Origin of the sequence: Flagellimonas flava (assembly GCF_050617915.1) — a bacterium.
In the GTDB taxonomy this organism is placed as follows: Bacteria; Bacteroidota; Bacteroidia; order Flavobacteriales; family Flavobacteriaceae; genus Flagellimonas; species Flagellimonas flava_A.
In genome coordinates this window covers 36,139-55,769 of the sequence record NZ_JBODQE010000014.1, presented here as the reverse complement: position 1 = coordinate 55,769, position 19,631 = coordinate 36,139, and the positions used below count along the sequence as shown (strand labels likewise).

Below are 19,631 nucleotides of genomic sequence, written 5' to 3'. Positions count from 1 at the left end.
ATTTTTTCAAATACAAAAGAAACCACTATACAAAACCATAACAGTCTAGCCTTTGTCCCATATTGTATATAGGTGCCAAAAAAGATCTATTGGATATCTATTTTTTGTTTGAGCATTTGAACGGGATAGAGGCTGTATTAAATTTAGCCGACCACTATGATTCAATTGGAGTTAAATATGAATGGGATGATTTTTTAAGCCCCTGTCCAATTTAGTGATTATTGTTCGTCTTATTTCAAAACGACCATTAATTCTACCAACCTTCCAACTTACGCGTTTCCCTTCTGATGACCTTTGCCAACAACTTGATATAGCGCCTCACCTTAGCAATGTCCTCAACAACAATTTTCTTTCGCATCATCTTTAGGAGCACCTTACGCTCCCTCTTGGCGTATTCCAGTGCGGTCATGTCATGGCCCAAAGCAATATAGTTCTCAAAGAAAAGCTGCTCAAAATTATCGGAGGCATATATTTTGTCCACCAATAGTTGATAGGGCATTATGTCGGGCTTCGGCTGGTCAGATATCATGCTGGTACTTTTCTAGTCTCGGCCCATCTACAAAGGGCATCATCCTTTTTCCCTTTTCGGTCATAGGTATCATTGTCAGTTCCACAAAAAACCCATAGAGCTTGTATAACTGGTACTCCGCATCTATTGATTTTACCTCCCCTATCATTTCCCCGTCCTCTCCGAACATTTCCCATTGGTCGCATTCTTTTTCGCCTAAAAATTTGATCAGGTCCATGCAACAAAATTACCCCAAACTTTAACTTTTTACAATTGGAATTGTTCCATAATTTTGGATTATGTCCAATTGGTACGATAAAGAACTTTACGATGTAGTGGTTCACGGCATAGGGTACGTGAAAGTGACAAACTATGGGGGCAAATCTGCCACAATGAAGGATGGGGAATATTGTCTACAGGACAGAAAGCAAAAGGAATGCCCCAACAAGACCAAATCGCAGATACTTGCGGTTTTCCATGGACTGATCAACAAATACCAGAATTTGGAGATCAACGGTTGGAAATGCCATTATGCAAAGGGCAAATGGAACAAGCGGAAAGTGACCTTTACCCATGATTGACCTGTAGTTTTTAACATATCTGTTGATAACTGTTTTAACTCAAACAGTATTACAGAGTAATACCACATGTTAAATTATTATCTTTACTCAAATCTAAATTAATAGCCTGATGTCTCGGAACACGACGATTAAAAGAACTGTATCATTGAAACCAGAAGTTAACGAACGCCTTGAAAGAAGGGCGCTTGAGGAAAACAGGAATTTCTCCAATATGGTGGAAACTGCGGCTTTGAATTATTTGAATAACCCAACTAACTCTTCAATAAGATGAGCAACACAAAAAAAGCCTTCATTTCTGAAGGCTTAATTTTTTTCAACTTGGCACGGTGACTCGAGAGGTTAGGTGCATCTCCGTCAAAGATAGCTACACCGGTTCGAATCCGGTCCGTGCCTCGTTTAAAAGGGCAGTTGTTTATGGCAACTGTCCTTTTTAATTCAACGCAATATATATAATATATTGTTGTTACCCACTTAAAATACGAATTTTAAGACAATTTTGCAACGATAATACGACGAACGACGCTATTCAAGCCATCGTTGCAGCCTTTTTCGTTGTCCTTCCGTTAACTTTGAAATATCCCCAAGACAAGTGTCCACAACGGCAATCTGTTCATTGTTCGGGGACATGATTATCTGTACGGGTTCGGATTTCTTGATCTTTGGTACTTCTATTTTATTGGTGATCTCATTAGTGGCCTTTTCGATTGCCTTGTCCATGGTTGGCTGCATTTGTTTCAAAGTGGATTTCTGGGTCCACATTGTTATGCCGGCACCAATAATTACCCCTCCCAGTACATATATCAGGTTTTCAGTGATGTTCTTAAAATTGAATCTCATGATCTTTTCATTTCAAAATGTGGCGTGTCCACAAATCCGTTCTCTATATCATCTTGATTGAAATCGCCTCCCCAACGGTTGTCGGGGTCCAAGCTCTCCCAATAATCCCCAAGGGGCTTTATCTTGTCAAAGTCATAGGTGAGCTGGTTATCTATGAAAAAGTTGAAGTCCACAGCCAAGCGGTCTTGGTGTCTACTGTGAAGGGTCTTGCTCAGTCTTTTGGACTTTACGATCTTGGCTCCTAAAATTCCACCTTTGACCACCCTAAGCCCAAAGAAATTCAAATAAACCTGGCTCTGGGTCCTGAACGCCTCACCAAAGGTCAGTTCAATGCCAATGGAATACGCATAACAGATAAGCTCCGCTATGTTCTTGGTAAATATCCTTTGGCGCTGGCTCAGTGTCATTTCTTCTTTTTAGTGATTACCGATTTGAAGTACTTTATAAAACTGCCTCCGTGATAGGTGTCAACTTCCCTTTTGATCCTGGGGATCCAGAAAATAATTGCCAATATTCCGGCAATTCCGCTGACAAGCTCGGTGAAGCCGATCAAAGCAATGATTGTAAACACGGTCGCAATCGCATCAACTATGGTGAAAAACATGGCTATTATCTTGTCAGGCATTTGCATCGGTATTTTTGTTAGTGGTTCGTTTAACCCAAAGACTCAATAGCCATCCACCCAATAGATATACCACTGTTACCGCATTTTCTTGCGGGATCTCAAGATCCTTCAGAGGCGGAAAAATCCCTTCGATGAGCCCGATGAACCAATTGGCCACGGCTAATTCAAGTGCAGGGAACATTGCAAGCACAAAACTGTAGAGCAACTGTACACTAATGGCCCAAATGGCAAACCGGATGTTGTTGTTCAAAAAGATCAATGGGGCAACGGATTTCATCTTCCTGCCATAAAGCAAGAGGCCATAGCCCACTAAACCTGCCAGTGACAGGCCAAAATTTTTCAAAAACAAATGCAAAATAGGTTCCATATCTAATTGTTTATGATTTTATAATAAGCCCCTCCAGGTCCTCTTATCCTCCCTGATTTAAGGACATTGTTGGATGAGAGTGGGGCTCCGTTAGGGCTAAGGCCCAATGGGCTTGCGTCTTCGTAGGTGCATCCTGCTCCCTCACACACTCGATACTCGTCAAAATATGCATTGCCCTGAACCCCTGCGCTCGCCCAGTATGTCCCTATATTGTGTTTTAGATCGCCCGATACTTCAAGGTAATTGCCCTCTGAATTCTCGGGCATGTACCTTCTATTGGTCACCCCGTACCAATCGACCACCAGATCCCCGTTGACCCATATCTTCAATGTGTTGTCGGTGTCGTAATCAAGGGCGTCCCAATAAATCACGATATCGATCCACTCGTTCATATTGAAATCAAACCCGTAATCCGCAGCAACGCTTCCATCCGTTCCCTGCACCGTCGGCCCTGCGACATTGGGCCAAAAAAGAGCACCCTCGCTGGCCCCAGTTGGCCCCGGGTTTGTCTGGGCTACTGTCGGGTCTGTCAATAGGTTGAAAAATAGCTTTCCATTATCACTGTGCTGCCTCAACATGTAGGGGTTTTTGGCGGCGTTATTGTTGACAGGGTCGCTGGACTGTTTCATATTCCTCATTTGGGAATATGCCCGACTGGAAGGCAGCCTTTCATTGATGTAAATGGAATAGCCTACATAAGTGGGAACGTCCGTTCTTATTACCCTGTCCCTGAAAAGTTCGCTCCTACTTGAATCGTCGCTATGGGTTCCCATCCATACCGCCCTGCCAGTTCCGTCCCTGCCTGCCGTGATCGCGGGAGCTGGGGCCGCACCTGTCCATGCGGTCGTCCTTATCGTGCCTTCGCCCGGGTCGTTCTCCCATTCGTTTGCGCCTGGGGTCGTGCTCCATTGGTCGGTTTCAAAGTCGGTATAAAAGACTATGGTTTTTTGGCTTGAAACAAAAAACGGAACCAATAACAATAAGTATATCAGTCTTTTCATTGTGGATTAATGGATATCATGAAACTCCCTATTCCGTCCGAGCTGTTCATTGTTATCGTTGGGTCTCCCGTTGCCCCTGCCGTTGCCATTTCCTTGCTTGCCCATACTGCCGAGTTCCCGTCGTTCCCAGTTGATGCCGAAACAATCTCGGCTACTTCGCTCCAGCCTGTTCCCGAAACCGTAAAAGGTGATGTGTCCGCACCGTCCCCAGCGGCAAACCCGATAACAAGGGAGTTTGCATTTATCGTTGTGATGCCTGGAATGTCGTCCGTAGTCCCTGTAGTGGACGTGAATGTTCCCGAGACACCTATAGGGGTTGTAGTGTCCACTCCCGATATCCTCAATATGCCACATGACCTGTCGAATGATCCTGTCGAAGTGAAAGTATAGTTTGAAGTGGAAAGATCTGCCGTTACCGCGATCTTCCAAAAGACCCCAATACTTGAATCGCTGGCCGCGTCGCCCTCGTTCCGTAGAAAAGTCCATCCCGCTGGGTCGCTCGTCGCATCATATTCAGCTCCCGCCGGGTCTGGGCCGTCATTGACCACATAGGCCAACATTAGGTCATCCACAGCCACACCGCTCGGTTTATCGCAAACGCAACTTGTTGAATTGCTATCGTAAGAGTTTGTTGAATTCGTTTCAATAACAGGGACGGAGCCACTTGGCGTACCCTGTTGGTAACTTGCCTGATGGAACTCGGATTGCCCAAATGATAGGACACCAAATAAAAATGATATGAATGTCAAGTATCCCCTCATGGCGTAACCTCGTAGAAATAATAGTCTATCTCCCCGTCGTCGTTCACCTCGTAGACACCCACACATTCCGTATTTGCTGGAAAAGCAAAAGTGTTTGGAAGGAGCTTCATCGTTGCACCCGAATAGGCGGGTTCCGAAGCCCTGTTATAACGTATCTTGACAAATGCCCCTACCTGAAGCTCGCCGTTCACGGTAAGGTTTGAAAATGTTATCGTAGCGGCATCATTGGCCCTATCGTCCTCCCTCTGGTTCCCGTTCGAGAAATCAATTGTCGCACCGCCCGCATCGGTCAATGGCGCACAATTGCTACAAAGAACAAACTGTCCAGCAGATGGGTCGCCGTCCGTTGTCAGTTGTGCCGCGGTCTGTTCCATCATTGCGGTTATGGCATTTCCGGTTCTTCCCGTAATCGTGCCAACTATATTATCGGGGTCTACACCATCTACTGTGGTTAAATCAACAGTATTTCCTGTCTCTATGGTAAGGTCTTTGTTCCCTGTTCCAGCCAATGATAGGGTCTGGTCGTCGGTTCCGGCACCTGTTTGGTCATCCACTAATTTGAATCCCCCTGTACCATCAAGAGCGATCAGTTTATCGGCTGCGGAAGTTCCAGAGTTTACGTCCAGCTTGCTTTCGGTAATGGAGCCGTCGCTTATCTTATTGGTATCTACGGAATTCGTGGCTAAGTCAATGGCCGCTATGGAACCGTCTTGGATTTCCGATGTGCCCACAGCACTTGCCGCAATCTTTGGGGCTGTTACAGCATCAGCGGCAATCTTGGCCTCTGTCACTGCCAAAGCGTCAAGTTTATCGGTTCCAACGGAATTTGATGCAAGATCACCAGACCCAATCGATGCGTCCTGGATGTTTCCTCCCGAAACCGTGTTTGCGGCAATATCACTTCCTAGGATCGTCCCGTTGACTATCTTGTTTGTGTTCACGGTATTGTCATTGAGTGCTGCCGTATTCCCGCTATTGCTGACCGTGAAAAGTCCAACATCCCTGTCCGAGCCAAGGCCGTCCGCGCTTCCCCCACTCAAAAGACTGGATCCGTTCCACAATACATCTGTAGGCGTAAAAGTCAAGTTTTGGTCTGTGGTAAGTCCTGAGAAATCCAGTCCAAGCCCAATTGCTTGGTCCACCCTCTTAAAATAAGCAATGTCCCCTGTCTTGAAACTGTAGCTGTTCTTTCCAACTGTTGACCCTATCGCATTGTCAGGTGTAAGCCTAACTTCATTGGCCCCGTTCAAATAACCTGAAAATGAAAAATTGGCTACGTTCCCGATATTGTCCGTATCGTCTATCGTGATACCACTTTCCTGTACGTTCTTGGAATTTGCACCGTCCGTCCGTAACAATCTTTCATCAGCGCTGAAGTTTCCGGCAGTTGCAGTTACGTCACCTGCCGATCCAGCAACAGCAGCATCCACATACTCTTTATCGGCCAAAGACTGTGGAACTGTCGGATCCCCTGAAAATTCCAACCTGTATGACCTATCCAACATGGTTCCTGGATCATGAACCCCAGATTCAAACTTCCTGAATATCATGTAATCTGCCCCCTCGATGACCTCGAACATTGTATCATCACCGTTCTGATCTAATTGGATAGAGTTGTTAAAAACAGTTCCTGAAGAGTTAAATGTTTTTACCCCTGTAATTGTCTGTAGACCGGAAAGGGTAACATCATCCGTCGAGTCCTCGTCAAGGTTGGCGGGCTTGTTGGTAATTGAGGGCCAATCGGCTGAGCCTGCTGAACCTGTATCCACCCAAATTGTTCCGTTGTACCACCATATAGTCCCAGTATCCGAATTCCTTACCTCTGCGCCAATGGCCAAACCTTGTGCAACCGTAATGGCGTTCATTTCCGCCGTTGTCTTTGGCTCTTTTACGATCATGTCAGCTCCTATCACCTGGGCGTTCATATACCCCGTGACCAAAACTGCAATTATCAATAATATCCTTTTCATGCCCTGCTGTTTCTTAATATTTCCGAATGCTCTTCGAGCGTTTTCTTCGTTTCTTCATTTGATTTCCTGTTCTTCCAATTGAACCTCAATGCCCATATCCCAACTCCAAAGGATATTCCCAAGCTGATAAAACTGATTATTAGGGATGCTGTTTCTGAGTTCATTAGAATACCTGATTGTTGACGTACCTGTCAAATTTTGTGTTGTCACTTAAATCCGTGGTTGGATTGAACGGTGTATTTGTCACCTGTCCAATGGTAAGTACCTTTCCAACCCCATCTATGTGCTGCACCTCATCCCCTGACTCCCATGCTGTAAAATCATTGTTGCCTGAAGCCTTTTTGTTCCTGTAACCGTTTATAATTGGGTAAAGCGAGTCAATAAGTGCGTGCCTTTGGGTTCCCGATAAAGCGTCTGGGGCCAATGTTCCTGCCAAAAAAGCGGCGAACTGTGTTTCAAGGTTCTGTATGCGTGCTAATTCTTCCGGGGTCGCTGCCATATCTCAAAATTAATTTATTTTAACTTAGTCTAATTCTAAATTACTGTTTCTTAGCCTCTTATTTATTACCTTTAATCCGTGATCGGACTAATTATCATTATCGCTTTTATGGCCCTTTTTGGGATAGCGGGATATCTCATTTTTGATGGGCTGTTCGGACTTTTTACAAAATCCCATCGTGATGACTATTACCCATCATCGGGCAAGTATGTTGACAAATCCGTTCACCATCACCACCATTACCATGATAACAGGAGCGTCACCTACTCAGACGGACACAAAATCACCTCCAACGGTGACGAATCCACCATCGATATTTAACCTTGTCTTGCCGTCATAACTTGGCAGGGCCGCTGGTTTGCCCGTGCTTCCACCTCCTACAACGCCCGTACTTGCATTCAATACCAATTCATCTGGCTGAATAGCGGCATTGTTGGCCCCAAGTGCATAATCACATTTTAAGGTGAAATAGTTGCTCTCGCCCAATGGCTCTACTTCCACCTGTCCGTTCTGTTTCAAGGATTCGCCATTTACCTTGAACCCGTCCGTCATACTTGCGACGATAAGCTGATAAACTTCCCTTGCCGTTAACCGTTCAAGCTCCAATCTATAGTGCTGGAAAAACTCTTGGTCTAACGTATATGCACGCGAATCCCCTTCCACTATCTCCGAGTTGTTGGGGAATATCGGCCTTAGCTTGCCCTTCATTCTTTTCTGGAACTTCACTCCGGACATAAATACAATGTCGCTCTTGTTCTTGCTGCTGCTCCATTGAATCAATAGGTCGTCGTCCTCGTTTTCCTTTACCTGTTGCAGTTCACTTACAAAAGGATCGCCAACAATTGTGGTGATGCCGTTATCGTTGAAACCCTTCTCTATTACTATCCTCGCCCTGTCCACATTTGAAAAGGGAACATAGCACTCAAATGTGTTGTATACCTGTACGTTCCATGTGACCTGGACAAGCGCGGATTCAGCCGTTGTAAGGGCAAAGGGGATCACGAAATACCCTCTTTCTAAAGTGGAATCATACCCCTGTTCCTCAATCGTAAAAGCCCCTTTACCGTCAATCGAAACAATCTGCCCCTCAACTGCCCACGATGGAAGGAACTGTGTGTACTCAGAGCTTCCCAAAACCGTTGTGGTATCTGGTTCGTATTCATTGCCGCCGTCAAAATAGACCCCTGTCTTTCCGTTTATCGGAAACAGTTGGCAATCCACTTTTTCCTTAGCACCCCTGTTGTTGGCAATCTCCACTATGGGAAGATCCTGTTTCGTACCATCGCTCTTGTGCAGAGTCACTACATGGAAGGGATAGCTTGATTTGAACTGTATAGGCTCAAAATCACTTGCATCCCAATACTGCACGACACTGTACCTTATTCCTGAAAGTTCGTTGAACGACAATGTGTTGTTGAAATTGGGCTTTATATCCTTGTCAAAGGATGTGCATTCGGAAAGGATTATGGAATTTCCCTTCATCACGGTAAAAAATCCCGGATTCTCCTCCTCACTGGCATCCTCCAGCTCCCTTACCTGTATAGTCTTGGTGATCTCACACCCGAACTTGTCCTTTACGAACAGTTCATAAAATCCAGGAAGCACCCCAGGAAAAACATTGTCGGTCTGATATGCCCCACCTGAAGTTGCGCCCTGTGCGTCCAATAAGTATTCGATTGGCGCAGTCCCGTTGACGGGATTGACCTCTTCAATGAGTATGTCGGACGAACCCACATATTGGGTTGCACGTATCTTGAATTCACCTGTCTTCAGTTTTCTAGGCACAATAAGTGTCACTTCGTCTAAAAGTGCGAGGCTTGGGGATGGCTCCCTTAATTGTATCAAGTGCTGTATCTCGTCGCGTGCAAGATTGACCTGCTGTGCCGATCCGTCCCAATTTGTATTGAGTACGTTGAGTCCGTTGCTGAGCCTCCATGGCGAACCGTCGCCCGTGGCCGTTATCTCGTATTGAACCGTATCACAGTCTCCCACTCCTGTAGCTGTAACACTCAGAACCGGGGTCTTGTTCACGGCCACATTGGTTATAAAGAAGGATACCCCCAGGACATCGCCCGTATATGTGGACTGCCCTACTGGGAAAGTCCCTGTCTGGGAGGTGATGGTGACCACGTTCCCAACGATGGTTACCGATAGGTTGTTCGTGCCGCCGACGTTCCTGTAATCACGGTAGAACGCCCCCCTGTATTCCAACGCCTGTAGGTCACTTTCAAGGGAAACCCCGTCCACATAGGGAACAAGGCTAAAAGTCCCGGACACGGACACCGTTCCCGTAAGTTCAAGGGGCAATGAAATATCCATATTGCCGTCATTGTACACAACAATTATAGAACCCCTGATTGCAGGGCCGTCCGGTAATCTATCTATTGTAATCTGTATACTGCTCATGTGTACGCCTCTACTAGTTTATGTTTGCCCTCTTTGTTCGTGTCTACTTTCACAAGTCTCATATATTCCACACCTCCACCAGTTTCCACCGCTACAAGCCCGAACCAATTCGGAATCCCGTTCGTGCTTCCGGTGATAAGTTCCTCCAGTTCGTCATCAACCTCCAAATCAAAATCAACGCTTGTGGGCCTTATCCTCGGTTTGTCCAGCCTTGAATGTGGGATTGGTGCGTCCTCTGCAAGTTCATCCTCGCCAACTTTTTTACTTATAAATGAACTGTTGCAGTTGCTTGAATTGAAGTACACTTTCTCGGTACTGTTATGGAAAAGTCCAACATTTATCTCGCTGCTATGGTTCAAAAAGAACTTGGCAGGGGTGAAATCCAAGTTGAAAGCAGTGTCCACACGGTAGACGTTCTTTGGCGGGTATTCAAAATTGAAATCGTCCAGTTTTTTGAGATAGTAGCCATTCCCTACGATTTTACAGTCCATGACTATTTTCCAATTGTCATATCGGGTATCGACATCTGGAAATTGGGTAAATGGCTTTCTTCTTGGTATTTCAAGGTCAATGTCACCTAGCGCATAAGGTGTCAATCTCTTGTATTCTGCTTTGTTCTTGTTGTTTATCGTTGACCAACTGGCCTTCCCAGAAATTGACTGAAGCCCCGCTACCTCTTCATAACCCTCTCCCCCAAGTTCACTTCCAAGGGTGATTGTTGAATAGAAATTGTCCTTCAGGGTCTTTCGTTTTACCTTGGAAGAAGGCTGTATGTAAATGACGCTTTTCCGTCCGTTCTCATCCTCATGGAAAGTGGCGTACTTGATGCCTATGAAATTCTGTTGGGTGTGTGTCAACAGTTCAATCCTAAGAATCTCTTTGTTTCCCTTTTTCTCCGTCCACCATGCTATGGGCTTGATTGCATATAGATGTGCCAAAAAGTCATTCAGTGAAGTAGTGAACTGTATCTTTCTCTCTTCATCCGTACCTTCTTGTATGATATCAGGGAATTCCCTTGCCCAAAAACCCTGGGTAACCACATGTCCCGCCCATAGACCGCCACTTTCAAACAAGGTGGAATCAATGCAATCACTTTCCCCTGTTATCTTGGCGACCAATCTTTCGCCCAATGTATTATAAGTGACCCCCAATACGTTTGATGCAGGGTAAGTGCTGTCCTCCCTTACCTCCAATTGGGTGTTGTGCCATTCGTACCACACTCCGTCATCTGTATCTGTGAGCACTCCGAACGCAACAGATTCACCCTTTTTTATTGGAAGTTCATAATCAACAAAGTCATAGGCGATTATGTTGTTCGGGATATTTGGGTCACCTGTTACTAATGTTTCATGGATATATGGGTCGCTCTGGTCAATTCCATTCTGGTACTTTACCACATCCAATGACAATGTTCCCGGATTTGCGTTGGCGGGACGTATACGAAGCTCAATCCTTCCGTTTATTTTAAGCACGGTGTCCAGGTCGGCGTTATAATACCAGGTATTTGATGTCTTGTCAAAAGATAGTGTCGCATAAGTGCCGCCCGCAGCACTCAGTTGGTCACCAAAATTTCCGTTGATGTGATCTGAATCGGAGTTTTCAATAATGTCGAATGGGGGTGTTCGCGCGTTAAGCCCGTCAACCCCGGTAACCACTGCTTTGGTAAGGGTTCCATCCTCGACCTTCATTTTGCTGATACGCAGGATATCCCTACCGTCAACAAGAACACTGACACGGTTCAACGCCCCGATATCGGCCCCATTGATGGCCGTGGTGTCCATTAGGTCGAACTCGTCCGATTTCTTGGTATCCAATATCTTGAAAAGCCCTCCTTGGGTGGCTTTCATTTTTGCTGTATGCTCATCGTACTGGAGTTCCCCTAGATCCAAGAAGGTTTCCGAGACCGTCTTCAAACGCTCATCTTTTCGATATGGGTCTTTTACCTTCTTCCTTAGAAAGATATCCTCTGAAAGTCCTTTTGCGGCTTTTTGAAGTATCAACCTATCCTTCCCCTCATTGTGGAATTCCAAATCATTGGATTTCGTCTTGAGGAACCCCTTGGAATCCTTGTCCCGCTCATAAATGTTCCCTATCCCCTTTTTATAATTGACAGGTTCGGGGATAACAAGGTCGTCCAATGCACCCGACTTGACCATCGACAACAAAGTGTCCGAGACCAGTTCGTATTCATGTGTATTTGAGTAACCTACCATTAGTATTGAGTGTAATTATCGGGTTGTTCTAACTTGATCGTTGCGTTCACAGGTCTGTTGGCGTATTTCATCATCACACGCTCCATTACCTTCTCAATGCCTTGAGTATCAATAGAAGCTGATTGTGTTTGGATGAATTTTACCCTTTCTTTCGTATCGGTATCCAGCCTTCTAGCTAACCTTTGGCTCACATCTGATTCAGGGTCTTTCAATTGCTTATCGAAAGTTGACATACTTGGCACGATGATATCATCCTTTCGTACATATAAGGGGGTTGTTTTGTTGGGGGATACCGTAATATTGCCTTGTTTATCAACCAATACCTCGCGCCTTCTTTCTCCCCATGTCGCCAACCCTTCGAAACTATCAGTAGCTTTTTTTCCTTTAAAGAACTGGGGGAGCGGCTGTGATGCCACAAAAGCGGCTTGTGCAAGTCCAAGAGCAACGATTGTTGGAATAACAGCAGGGGCAACAATGCCTGTTTGGGCCAGAACTTTGGCTACTGCCGCCGCTGTATCAATTCCAATTTGTATCAATACCGCATTCCGTTCAGCTTTGGCCTGTTTGGTTCTTATCTTTTTTTGTTCTTCATCAAATTTCTTTTGGGCAGCAGCCTTTTGCTCCTCGGTGGCCCTATCATCATTGAGAATTGCATTGAGCCTTTCTTGGTTGGCCACAATCTCATTCTCAAACCTTATTAGTGAAGATTCCAGAATAGCGCCTCCTATACTTTTGGACAGGTCGGCATAATCATCAAAACTTGCAGTCTTGCCTACAAGTAGTTTTTCAAATGCCTCCAGGTCAAGATTATAGTAACTCGCAAAAGTTGAGAAAAGCCCATTGTATATTCCTTTTAACTCCTCCGCTGATAACTCTGCTTCTTCCTTTACTTTGTCAAACCCCTTTGAAATATCATTTAAAGCAGCATTGATCTGATCTGTGGAGGGGGCAGTAATTACATTTTCAGAAGAAAAATCAAGCGTCTTTTTAAAAGCTTTGAATATATTTTTTGCTTTTTCAAATTCTTCTTCAAAAACGTTGGCAACCTTTTTCACTTGAGGGGTTAGGTCTTCTAAAGTGTCTCCTGTTTCGTTTGTGGTTTTCCTAATATCTTCAATACCCTCAATTTTCGGTGGTTCAAAATTGAGTGCCTTGTTGTACCCTTCGGAAAATGCCTGGGCAATATTTTTTCCCCCAAGAACAAACTCGTCCTTTGCGTTGGTGAAAAAAGTCTTGATGTTCTTGAAATTCTCGATTGGATTGAGACTGAAATCAATATCCCCGAACCTGGCCAATGTGCGTATAAAGTTTATAGCCTCGTCTTTTACCGCAACAAAGGCACTTCCTAATCCTGAAAGTACAGCTCCTAATTGAGTGAGGGCTTGGGCAAAAACAGTTATTCCTGGAGTTGTTATTGCCTCAAAGAAATCTCCTATAAAATCTATAGTGTCCTTAATGAACTTATTTAGCGTAGGGAATCTTTCCAATAACTGCCTTATAGGAGCAATGAAGTTATCAAGACCCCTTCTAACAGCACCTAAAGAAGCGGTAAAAGCTTTTATTCCGGTATCAATTTTATCTATCCTGGTGGATAGCGCACCGAAGAACCCAAGTCCGTTACTCTGCAATAATTGGCCAAAACTTTTCTTGGTGTTCTCTATTGAGGCATTGAAACGCTCTTGTGAGTTGGCGGCCTCATCAATAATACTACCAGCTTCAGCCACTTCCCTTTTTGCAACGTTGGCAACGGCTTCAACAAAATTTGGAGTCTTTTCAAGCTCAGAGTTCAAGTCTGAAGTGGAAATCCCAAGGTTGTCTATCCTTAATAGGGATTCTTTAGAAAGACCCTCTACCAATGAATCTTTCAACTTATCTATGCTCTGTCCGGTCTGGGTTGCCCTAACCGTAAGGAACTCAAATAATATTCCAGCTTGGTCAAGGCTGATGTTAAAATTGTCAAGCTCTACAAGTGAACGCTGAATATCTAAATCGGACAACAGTCCACGTGTCGCTTTCTTTACATCAGAAAATGCTTTGACCCCTACATCCCCAAGTCTACGGAAAGCGAACTCTATGCCTTTTGCCTCGCGGGCAAGCGCAAGAGACTCTTTTGTGATGTCGAGTGCAATCCTAACTCCCTCAAGCAATCCGAATACTCCGACCAACTGTCTTAAAACTCCAATTGCCGGTTTTAGGGCTGTAGGATAATTTCCAACGGTTCTACCAAACTGGCCTGAAATTGCATCAGCTCCTTTCAATCTTCTATCGAGGTTCTGAACCTCGACCGATGCCTTTCTGGTTGCGACCGCATTCTCACCTTGGGTAAGAACCAAATCCTTAAGCCTTCTCCTTGCTTTCGTCAGTTTTACACTGAGCTTTTCATAGGCAGTGGAAAATCGGGAAGTAAGTATTGCATTTTCTTTATTTGCCCTGTTGGCTCTTTGAGCCTCCAGTCGTTGTTTGGCCAACTCAACGGAAGTTTTGGATGTAACCTGGTTGTTTTTAGCCTCCTGTCTTTCAAGTGCTTTTAACAATCGGGTTCTTTCCTTTAACTCTGAATTCACCTTACCGTCCAATTCGGCCCGCTGCTTGACAATCTTATTCCCTCCAGAAGTGGTTGTGAACTTGGATGCTTCCTTTTTAAGCTGTACATAGGTGGCTAAAAATTCCTTCAGACGTTCGTTGGATTGTTTTATCTCTTCCTGAACGTCCGTTAAGAGTTCTTTTCCGGTAAGTGCGCCGTTAGCTGGCATTCTTCCTTGATTTTTCGATTAATACTTCGTTCCAAGCCTCATATTGTCCGTAGGTGAACGTGCTGTAGTCCGGTATGGTGGCCCCGTTCATTTCCATTGCGGCCAGTGATTTGTTAAGTTGTTTTATGGATAGTTTGTTGCTTGTGGTATTTTCCCTCCTTTCCTTGATCTCATCTTCCCGTTTTTTAAGTTTGGCCGTGTATATTTCAATCAACTGTTTGGATTTATCGACCTGTTTTTTAAGATGCTGCATCCTTTTTATCGGGTCTTCGATGTATGGGATTCCCGCCGCTTCAAAAAATTCCCGCTCTTCTCCTTCGTGGCCTATTAAAAAATTCAAGAGACAAATGTTCTTATTGAACTCTATGCTTTCCCGAAGCAGTTTTTTGTGTTCACGTATCAACTGCTTCAGTTCCACACTTGGGTTCCTCTCTTGATAATCCTCTTGCAGTTTTTCCCATAACTTGATATTGTCAACTTTGGTCGGCTGCCCCAACAGGTGGATGTTGCTATCATCTTCCATAATCAGAACAAGGTTCTTTATCGGGATCTCATCGAGTGTCATATCTTAAGGGTGCTTCTTATGTGTGTGAGCAGGGCCGGAACAATGATGTTCTTGATAGATAGTTTCAGGTTTTCGTCATCAAGCCCGAAAAGGTCGCCGTATTTCTGAACTAATAAAGGTGTCTTAGAGTCCTTGCTGTTCCATTCGGCTTGCCCATTGCTTATGTCCAGAAAGAAACCGTCCAAAAAATCGCCCTGGTCTTCGTAATTATAGGGTTGTCCTTCTATTTTTGGTTTTCTAGGTCTCGGCCCTTCTCCGAACCTATATTCAATCTCGGTCGCCCTGGAGTATGTGCCTGTTATATTTCCATGAACGTCCCTTCCTTCCCCTAACTGTTGTTTGTTAAGACTGAGAAGTGTTTTTTCATTCTTCCGAATTGTCTGGAACAGAATTTTTTCCAGATTTTTCGGCCTGTCCAGCTTTTGAAACCTTTCTTGAAGTTGGAATAGATTTGCCATGTAGTTTGCAATAGGTTTCCCTGGCCTCCTTTTTCGTGGTTCCGAACCTTGACCTCAGTTCGGATATAAACTTCTCCTCCGACATCGCTTTGAAATCAGAGGAGAGCCTATATTTTCCTATCTCATGTCCCATTATACACTGGCTCTAACCTGTTCAGAGACATAATTGATACTACTAACCTGTTGTACGCCATCAATGTCAACATCCGCTACCGTTTCCGCAGTAGTTATATCTACAGAGTACACTCCGGTACTTCCTGTTTCTGGCATTGTAATAGCCCCTCCAAAGGCTGCACCGTTGGCATCCAAGAACCTTACGTGGCTCGTGGTCAATCCGCTTAGTGGAGCATCACTGCAATCCTTGGTTGCGGTCAATGTAAATGTCAGGTTCGACCCGTTGGACGCTACCGAACTGATTGCAAACTCAGCGTTGAATATCTGGTCAACCTGACTGAACTCAAAATCAATGGAATCCTCGAAAATGTCCTTATCGTCGTCCACTGGGGTCTCATAAGTAACATCAATTGGGGTAAATGCAGGGGTCTCGGTGGTCGCGGCGGTCTTAAGCCCTACATCAAATTGCGTGGTCTTAAAGCCCCTAACCGTGCCGTCACTTTCAATCCTTGCCCTTAAATAACCATTGGAAGTCCTTACGAACAACCTTCCGTTCTGTCCATCAAAAGACAATAAGGCAGCGTGGGTACATGCGCACTCCACCAATCGGTACTGCCGCACCCGCTTGGCATTGGCGGTCTGTAGCCTTAGATTTCCGTTTGCGGACTCGTAAAAAGTAGGCTCCGTGTCGTTGGAATCAAATTCCTCGATCACCCCTATGTAGTACAAGTTCCCGGCAGCTACCGCTGTGTTCCATGCGGCTTGGCTTACTGCATCGGTCTTGTTCGAAAAGGAAAACGTGTTAGGAGACCAGAAAAGCTCCTGATCTGCACCCGCTTGGGATTTCCCGCTTCGCCCAGTACCTTTAAGCCTCCCCGCCGCTGCGGCATCACATACTGTTGAATAACTCATTTCTTATGTTTTAACAATTATTTTTAATCAAACTATACTCTATATTCATTTTAACCATGAACACGTGATAAGGGTGTATATCGGAATATTTGAAGTTGCCTTGAATGGAATCCTCCACTACTCTCTTTAGGTTCTCCATTCCGTATTCGAAACCGATGACCTTTGAAAGAAAATTGGTTGAAAGAGATGTCATGATTAATTCATGTGCTTCCTCATCTTTTCTGAACTCGTCAGAATCCAATTTCGCTATAACGACCATCCATAGGTCATTGGTAGCAGTTCCGGAAACGACATCTGGAGATGTTCCTTGTACAAAAAAGACCTTGTTGCCCTCGCTGAACAGGACTGGCTTATAATTACCATTGCCAGCGTAACGCTGCAATTCAACCCGTTCCTGTTTCTGGATTCGATAGACCCTTCCGTAAACATCGACATTTCCCCATGCAGTTTCCAAAGGGTCGTGAACAATATTCTGTATTCTGTCAATGACCTTATCTATTCCAACTGGGTCGGTCTTGGGGTGGATCATAGTAATATAGTTTCCGTATCGTTGTAATTAGGAAGCTTTAACGTGTCCACGTCCAATGCCCTGACCTGTTGTAATGAATCCCTTAACTTTTCGATTGCCGCCCCATACCTCGATTTTAAACCAACATAGTTGGGAAATTTAGGGTTGCCCTCGTTGCCGTTGACCTCAAAGAATGTTTTTTGCTGGAGTTCCTTATTGACCGTTTCGGTATGGTTCGAACGTGTGGAATTGATTATCAACTCCCCTACGTTTATCGCCATCCGCTTACCAATGGCATCATCAAAAATGTTCTCCCTTCCCGTCAAAATGTTGTCATCAATGTTCGAAACCTCGAAAACATCGCCAACAACTTGGAGGCAAACTGCTTTTGTAAGATTTTGCAAAAAGCTGTTCATGCCTGTGTCATCGGTTATTATTTCTTGGCTCGAAGTCTCAATGTTCTTTATCGTGACCACGGGATGCACATCTTGAAAATACCTTCCACTGTCTGTTTTGATAGTGGTGGAATCCAAGGTAAAAGTGGAGCTGGTGGGCTGTCTAAAGCCCACTCTGTCCACTAAAATATCTCTAAGCTCAACGTGCGTCATTATGCCGGAGTGTCTATAATTCCAACCTCGAAGATTGTAGTCTCGCCAGCAGCCGTCAACGGTGCCTTGTTGAAACTAAGGTCAACTGAGATTTCCCACTCTTGCACTTCGTCCTGGGTGTCACCACCACTGGCTGAAGTATCCGCTCTTTGTGCATAACTGTGAACGGCAAACGTCAACCCGGAAATCGGATCAACGATGGAACCGTAACCGCCCAACACAGAGTCAAAGTCGCCTTTGCCCTCCCTGTTCTGACGTGGAATCCAATCAACGACACCGATTGTCCCTTCGGGAACAAAATAACCTGCCCCGATAGGATAGTTCGCATCGGAAAGCCCAATGGCCTCCCAAATCTGAGCGCCCAAGGAAGCTTGGTATGCAGTGTTCACACTGTTACCGGAACCTTGGTTCAAATAATGCTCTGCCTCCAAGAAAAGGGCTGGGTCAAGAATCGCATCAGCGGAACCTGAGTAATAGTTCTGTCTCAACATGGACTTGCCATGCTGGATGAAACGTGCAATGTTCGCGGTTGCAATCTCGAACACATCGTTGGTAGCGTCAAAAACACCGTTCTTGGTAGCTCCGTTCACGGTGGTCTTGTTTGTCCCTAAATAGGTCAAGGCCGCGCCGTCAATACCTTCATAAATGTTCTTGAACATATTCTCCAACTCGTTTGCCAATATCTGCGCATCGGCAAAGACGTTGTTATCGCTTCTCTTTAAGGAAGTCTGTGCCTTGTCCCCATAGGTGGCCCAACTGAAAGCTACTTCAGTGGAATCCGCCACTGTTCCAGTATGGTCATAGGTTCTTGAAGTGATAACACTTCTTTTGGCACGGTTAAAGAAATACCCGTTTTCAGGTCGTTCTTCCTTGGTACGAAGGGAACCAACGTTGGGTATTGCAATGTCCGTGTTCTTACGGAACGCTCCAAATACGCCCGGAGACTTTAATCTTTTTTCGGGAGCTGCGAAACGTTCGGCTAGAATCAATTGTGCTTCTGCTAGTACGGAAGCTGCGTAATTCGCCATTTTGTCTACAATTTTTAATTAATAAATCTTGCATTGTCCTGCTGTTTACTCCCTTGCCTATATCTCGGCAAAAATTTAATCTTGTGGCCTATGGCCTATTTTTAAGCTGCCTTGGATTTGTTTCTCCATTCGGCATAATCTTTCTGATATTCCGGTGAACCAGTGGATTTTCCAGGGTTCTGGGACTTCCATTGGTCTTGGAAACTTTCCAGGTCTTTGGCGACATTGCCACCGCTACCGTAATCGTTTACTCCTCCCCTTCCGGACTGGCCTTTTGAATACCCCTCTTTCTCGATGTACTCATTGAATACATTTTGAAGCTCCAATGGACTCGCTGTCTTGGAATCCTTTAAGGTCTCACCGTTCTTTTTGACCACCAACACCCCTTCTTCCTCTTCAACTTGGTATTCACTTTTGAAAAGTGTCACAATTGCATCCGGTTTGATGGTCGTCTCTTTGGGCATGATCGATAAAAGGGTGTTCCTTACCGTTTCTCCCCTGTACTTTCCGGATAGTTCCGCCAACTGCGTTTTATATCCGGTAATCTCTTCCTCATAGGTTTCCTTTTGTTTGGATAGGTCTTTTTCAAGCTCCTCAACACGTGAATTGGAATCCTTTGAGTATTTTGTTTTCAACTGGCTATCGTGATGGGACATAAATGATTTTACGTCCTTTCCATCAAACTCATAACCATATTCTTTCTTAAGGTCTTTGACGAGCATTTCAGATCCCGCTTCCTTACCTTCCCTGTACTTTGATGAATCCCTTTTGGAAAGGTCGTCATCCGTAAAAAATTCTCCTTGAGGCTTTTCCAGTCCTTCCTCGTTCCCGCTTTCAATCTTTGCGGTAATATCCTCCGCTTTTACCCCTGTCAGTTCAGCGATCCAAGCAAGGGTTTCTTTATTGAGTGCCATTGT

General features: G+C 44.9%; 22 protein-coding genes and 1 tRNA gene. 3 read left to right on the top strand and 20 right to left on the bottom strand.

Annotated features, from left to right (window positions below; translation table 11 throughout):
• Positions 1-253 precede the first annotated feature (253 nt).
• Both ACRHOZ_RS20115 and ACRHOZ_RS20110 read right to left on the bottom strand, forming a co-directional pair.
• Positions 254-529 carry a hypothetical protein gene (locus ACRHOZ_RS20115; RefSeq protein WP_431129805.1) on the bottom strand — a complete coding sequence of 92 codons (276 nt, stop codon included), beginning with the start codon at positions 527-529 and terminating at the stop codon, positions 254-256.
• Positions 519-746: a hypothetical protein gene (locus ACRHOZ_RS20110; RefSeq protein WP_431129802.1), complete on the bottom strand. Its 228-nt coding sequence runs from the start codon at positions 744-746 to the stop codon at positions 519-521. Before ACRHOZ_RS20110 ends, ACRHOZ_RS20115 begins: the two co-directional genes overlap by 11 nt.
• 61 nt (positions 747-807) lie before the next feature.
• Between ACRHOZ_RS20110 and ACRHOZ_RS20105 the strand changes: the two genes are divergently transcribed.
• Positions 808-1,089: a hypothetical protein gene (locus ACRHOZ_RS20105; protein ID WP_431129799.1), complete on the top strand. Its 282-nt coding sequence runs from the start codon at positions 808-810 to the stop codon at positions 1,087-1,089.
• 320 nt (positions 1,090-1,409) lie between these two features.
• A tRNA-Asp gene (locus tag ACRHOZ_RS20100) sits at positions 1,410-1,482 on the top strand.
• A 129-nt stretch (positions 1,483-1,611) separates the two neighbouring features.
• Here ACRHOZ_RS20100 and ACRHOZ_RS20095 read toward each other — a convergent pair.
• The 8 genes from ACRHOZ_RS20095 to ACRHOZ_RS20060 all read right to left on the bottom strand — a co-directional run bounded on the left by ACRHOZ_RS20095 (position 1,612) and on the right by ACRHOZ_RS20060 (position 7,149).
• The gene (locus ACRHOZ_RS20095) at positions 1,612-1,926 is read right to left on the bottom strand and encodes a hypothetical protein (RefSeq protein WP_431129796.1); all 315 of its coding nucleotides are present in this window, start codon (positions 1,924-1,926) and stop codon (positions 1,612-1,614) included.
• Positions 1,923-2,333, bottom strand: coding sequence for a hypothetical protein (locus ACRHOZ_RS20090; RefSeq protein ID WP_431129793.1), 411 nt, complete (start codon positions 2,331-2,333; stop codon positions 1,923-1,925). Before ACRHOZ_RS20090 ends, ACRHOZ_RS20095 begins: the two co-directional genes overlap by 4 nt.
• The gene (locus ACRHOZ_RS20085) at positions 2,330-2,551 is read right to left on the bottom strand and encodes a hypothetical protein (RefSeq protein ID WP_431129791.1); all 222 of its coding nucleotides are present in this window, start codon (positions 2,549-2,551) and stop codon (positions 2,330-2,332) included. Before ACRHOZ_RS20085 ends, ACRHOZ_RS20090 begins: the two co-directional genes overlap by 4 nt.
• Complete coding sequence (locus tag ACRHOZ_RS20080; RefSeq protein ID WP_431129788.1) at positions 2,544-2,918, bottom strand: hypothetical protein; 375 nt, start codon at positions 2,916-2,918, stop codon at positions 2,544-2,546. Before ACRHOZ_RS20080 ends, ACRHOZ_RS20085 begins: the two co-directional genes overlap by 8 nt.
• A 2-nt stretch (positions 2,919-2,920) precedes the next feature.
• Entirely contained in the window at positions 2,921-3,919 is a 999-nt protein-coding gene (locus ACRHOZ_RS20075; protein WP_431129785.1) for a hypothetical protein, read from the bottom strand.
• Entirely contained in the window at positions 3,916-4,497 is a 582-nt protein-coding gene (locus tag ACRHOZ_RS20070) for a hypothetical protein (protein ID WP_431129782.1), read from the bottom strand. Before ACRHOZ_RS20070 ends, ACRHOZ_RS20075 begins: the two co-directional genes overlap by 4 nt.
• Positions 4,498-4,676: 179 nt before the next feature.
• On the bottom strand, positions 4,677-6,650 hold the full coding sequence (locus ACRHOZ_RS20065) for a hypothetical protein (RefSeq protein ID WP_431129779.1): 1,974 nt from the start codon (positions 6,648-6,650) through the stop codon (positions 4,677-4,679).
• A 163-nt stretch (positions 6,651-6,813) separates the two neighbouring features.
• A complete protein-coding gene (locus tag ACRHOZ_RS20060) occupies positions 6,814-7,149 on the bottom strand; it encodes a hypothetical protein (protein ID WP_431129776.1) in 336 nt (111 codons plus the stop codon).
• 78 nt (positions 7,150-7,227) lie between these two features.
• Here ACRHOZ_RS20060 and ACRHOZ_RS20055 point away from each other — a divergent pair, with 78 nt between their 5' ends.
• Positions 7,228-7,470 (top strand): hypothetical protein, encoded by a 243-nt coding sequence (locus tag ACRHOZ_RS20055; RefSeq protein ID WP_431129773.1) that lies wholly within the window; start codon positions 7,228-7,230, stop codon positions 7,468-7,470.
• Here the strand turns inward: ACRHOZ_RS20055 and ACRHOZ_RS20050 are convergent.
• From ACRHOZ_RS20050 to ACRHOZ_RS20005, 10 genes are all read right to left on the bottom strand, one after another.
• Entirely contained in the window at positions 7,417-9,555 is a 2,139-nt protein-coding gene (locus ACRHOZ_RS20050) for a hypothetical protein (RefSeq protein ID WP_431129770.1), read from the bottom strand. The genes ACRHOZ_RS20055 and ACRHOZ_RS20050 overlap by 54 nt on opposite strands.
• Complete coding sequence (locus tag ACRHOZ_RS20045; protein WP_431129767.1) at positions 9,552-11,768, bottom strand: hypothetical protein; 2,217 nt, start codon at positions 11,766-11,768, stop codon at positions 9,552-9,554. Before ACRHOZ_RS20045 ends, ACRHOZ_RS20050 begins: the two co-directional genes overlap by 4 nt.
• Positions 11,768-14,521, bottom strand: coding sequence for a hypothetical protein (locus ACRHOZ_RS20040; RefSeq protein WP_431129764.1), 2,754 nt, complete (start codon positions 14,519-14,521; stop codon positions 11,768-11,770). The genes ACRHOZ_RS20045 and ACRHOZ_RS20040 overlap by 1 nt, the downstream gene beginning before the upstream one ends.
• Positions 14,511-15,086 carry a hypothetical protein gene (locus ACRHOZ_RS20035; RefSeq protein ID WP_431129761.1) on the bottom strand — a complete coding sequence of 192 codons (576 nt, stop codon included), beginning with the start codon at positions 15,084-15,086 and terminating at the stop codon, positions 14,511-14,513. The genes ACRHOZ_RS20040 and ACRHOZ_RS20035 overlap by 11 nt, the downstream gene beginning before the upstream one ends.
• A complete protein-coding gene (locus ACRHOZ_RS20030; protein WP_431129758.1) occupies positions 15,083-15,544 on the bottom strand; it encodes a hypothetical protein in 462 nt (153 codons plus the stop codon). The genes ACRHOZ_RS20035 and ACRHOZ_RS20030 overlap by 4 nt, the downstream gene beginning before the upstream one ends.
• 132 nt (positions 15,545-15,676) lie before the next feature.
• Positions 15,677-16,570, bottom strand: a complete 894-nt coding sequence (locus ACRHOZ_RS20025) for a hypothetical protein (protein ID WP_431129756.1) — start codon at positions 16,568-16,570, stop codon at positions 15,677-15,679.
• A gap of 10 nt (positions 16,571-16,580) precedes the next feature.
• A complete protein-coding gene (locus ACRHOZ_RS20020; RefSeq protein WP_431129753.1) occupies positions 16,581-17,099 on the bottom strand; it encodes a hypothetical protein in 519 nt (172 codons plus the stop codon).
• Positions 17,096-17,686, bottom strand: a complete 591-nt coding sequence (locus ACRHOZ_RS20015) for a hypothetical protein (RefSeq protein WP_431129750.1) — start codon at positions 17,684-17,686, stop codon at positions 17,096-17,098. Before ACRHOZ_RS20015 ends, ACRHOZ_RS20020 begins: the two co-directional genes overlap by 4 nt.
• Positions 17,686-18,714, bottom strand: a complete 1,029-nt coding sequence (locus ACRHOZ_RS20010) for a hypothetical protein (protein ID WP_431129747.1) — start codon at positions 18,712-18,714, stop codon at positions 17,686-17,688. Before ACRHOZ_RS20010 ends, ACRHOZ_RS20015 begins: the two co-directional genes overlap by 1 nt.
• Before the next feature lie 101 nt (positions 18,715-18,815).
• Complete coding sequence (locus ACRHOZ_RS20005; protein ID WP_431129744.1) at positions 18,816-19,628, bottom strand: hypothetical protein; 813 nt, start codon at positions 19,626-19,628, stop codon at positions 18,816-18,818.
• Positions 19,629-19,631: the final 3 nt, after the last annotated feature.

What these genes read in the sequence shown, in the direction of transcription:
- ACRHOZ_RS20050 (WP_431129770.1), bottom strand. Translation starts at nt 9,555, where the DNA reads ATGAGCAGTATACAGATTACAATAGATAGATTACCGGACGGCCCTGCA.
- ACRHOZ_RS20005 (WP_431129744.1), bottom strand. Translation starts at nt 19,628, where the DNA reads ATGGCACTCAATAAAGAAACCCTTGCTTGGATCGCTGAACTGACAGGG.
- ACRHOZ_RS20040 (WP_431129764.1), bottom strand. Translation starts at nt 14,521, where the DNA reads ATGCCAGCTAACGGCGCACTTACCGGAAAAGAACTCTTAACGGACGTT.
- ACRHOZ_RS20110 (WP_431129802.1), bottom strand. Translation starts at nt 746, where the DNA reads ATGGACCTGATCAAATTTTTAGGCGAAAAAGAATGCGACCAATGGGAA.
- ACRHOZ_RS20065 (WP_431129779.1), bottom strand. Translation starts at nt 6,650, where the DNA reads ATGAAAAGGATATTATTGATAATTGCAGTTTTGGTCACGGGGTATATG.
- ACRHOZ_RS20015 (WP_431129750.1), bottom strand. Translation starts at nt 17,686, where the DNA reads ATGACGCACGTTGAGCTTAGAGATATTTTAGTGGACAGAGTGGGCTTT.
- ACRHOZ_RS20115 (WP_431129805.1), bottom strand. Translation starts at nt 529, where the DNA reads ATGATATCTGACCAGCCGAAGCCCGACATAATGCCCTATCAACTATTG.
- ACRHOZ_RS20010 (WP_431129747.1), bottom strand. Translation starts at nt 18,714, where the DNA reads ATGGCGAATTACGCAGCTTCCGTACTAGCAGAAGCACAATTGATTCTA.
- ACRHOZ_RS20075 (WP_431129785.1), bottom strand. Translation starts at nt 3,919, where the DNA reads ATGAAAAGACTGATATACTTATTGTTATTGGTTCCGTTTTTTGTTTCA.
- ACRHOZ_RS20030 (WP_431129758.1), bottom strand. Translation starts at nt 15,544, where the DNA reads ATGGCAAATCTATTCCAACTTCAAGAAAGGTTTCAAAAGCTGGACAGG.
- ACRHOZ_RS20020 (WP_431129753.1), bottom strand. Translation starts at nt 17,099, where the DNA reads ATGATCCACCCCAAGACCGACCCAGTTGGAATAGATAAGGTCATTGAC.
- ACRHOZ_RS20085 (WP_431129791.1), bottom strand. Translation starts at nt 2,551, where the DNA reads ATGCCTGACAAGATAATAGCCATGTTTTTCACCATAGTTGATGCGATT.
- ACRHOZ_RS20035 (WP_431129761.1), bottom strand. Translation starts at nt 15,086, where the DNA reads ATGACACTCGATGAGATCCCGATAAAGAACCTTGTTCTGATTATGGAA.
- ACRHOZ_RS20095 (WP_431129796.1), bottom strand. Translation starts at nt 1,926, where the DNA reads ATGAGATTCAATTTTAAGAACATCACTGAAAACCTGATATATGTACTG.
- ACRHOZ_RS20045 (WP_431129767.1), bottom strand. Translation starts at nt 11,768, where the DNA reads ATGGTAGGTTACTCAAATACACATGAATACGAACTGGTCTCGGACACT.
- ACRHOZ_RS20090 (WP_431129793.1), bottom strand. Translation starts at nt 2,333, where the DNA reads ATGACACTGAGCCAGCGCCAAAGGATATTTACCAAGAACATAGCGGAG.
- ACRHOZ_RS20080 (WP_431129788.1), bottom strand. Translation starts at nt 2,918, where the DNA reads ATGGAACCTATTTTGCATTTGTTTTTGAAAAATTTTGGCCTGTCACTG.
- ACRHOZ_RS20105 (WP_431129799.1), top strand. Translation starts at nt 808, where the DNA reads ATGTCCAATTGGTACGATAAAGAACTTTACGATGTAGTGGTTCACGGC.
- ACRHOZ_RS20060 (WP_431129776.1), bottom strand. Translation starts at nt 7,149, where the DNA reads ATGGCAGCGACCCCGGAAGAATTAGCACGCATACAGAACCTTGAAACA.
- ACRHOZ_RS20025 (WP_431129756.1), bottom strand. Translation starts at nt 16,570, where the DNA reads ATGAGTTATTCAACAGTATGTGATGCCGCAGCGGCGGGGAGGCTTAAA.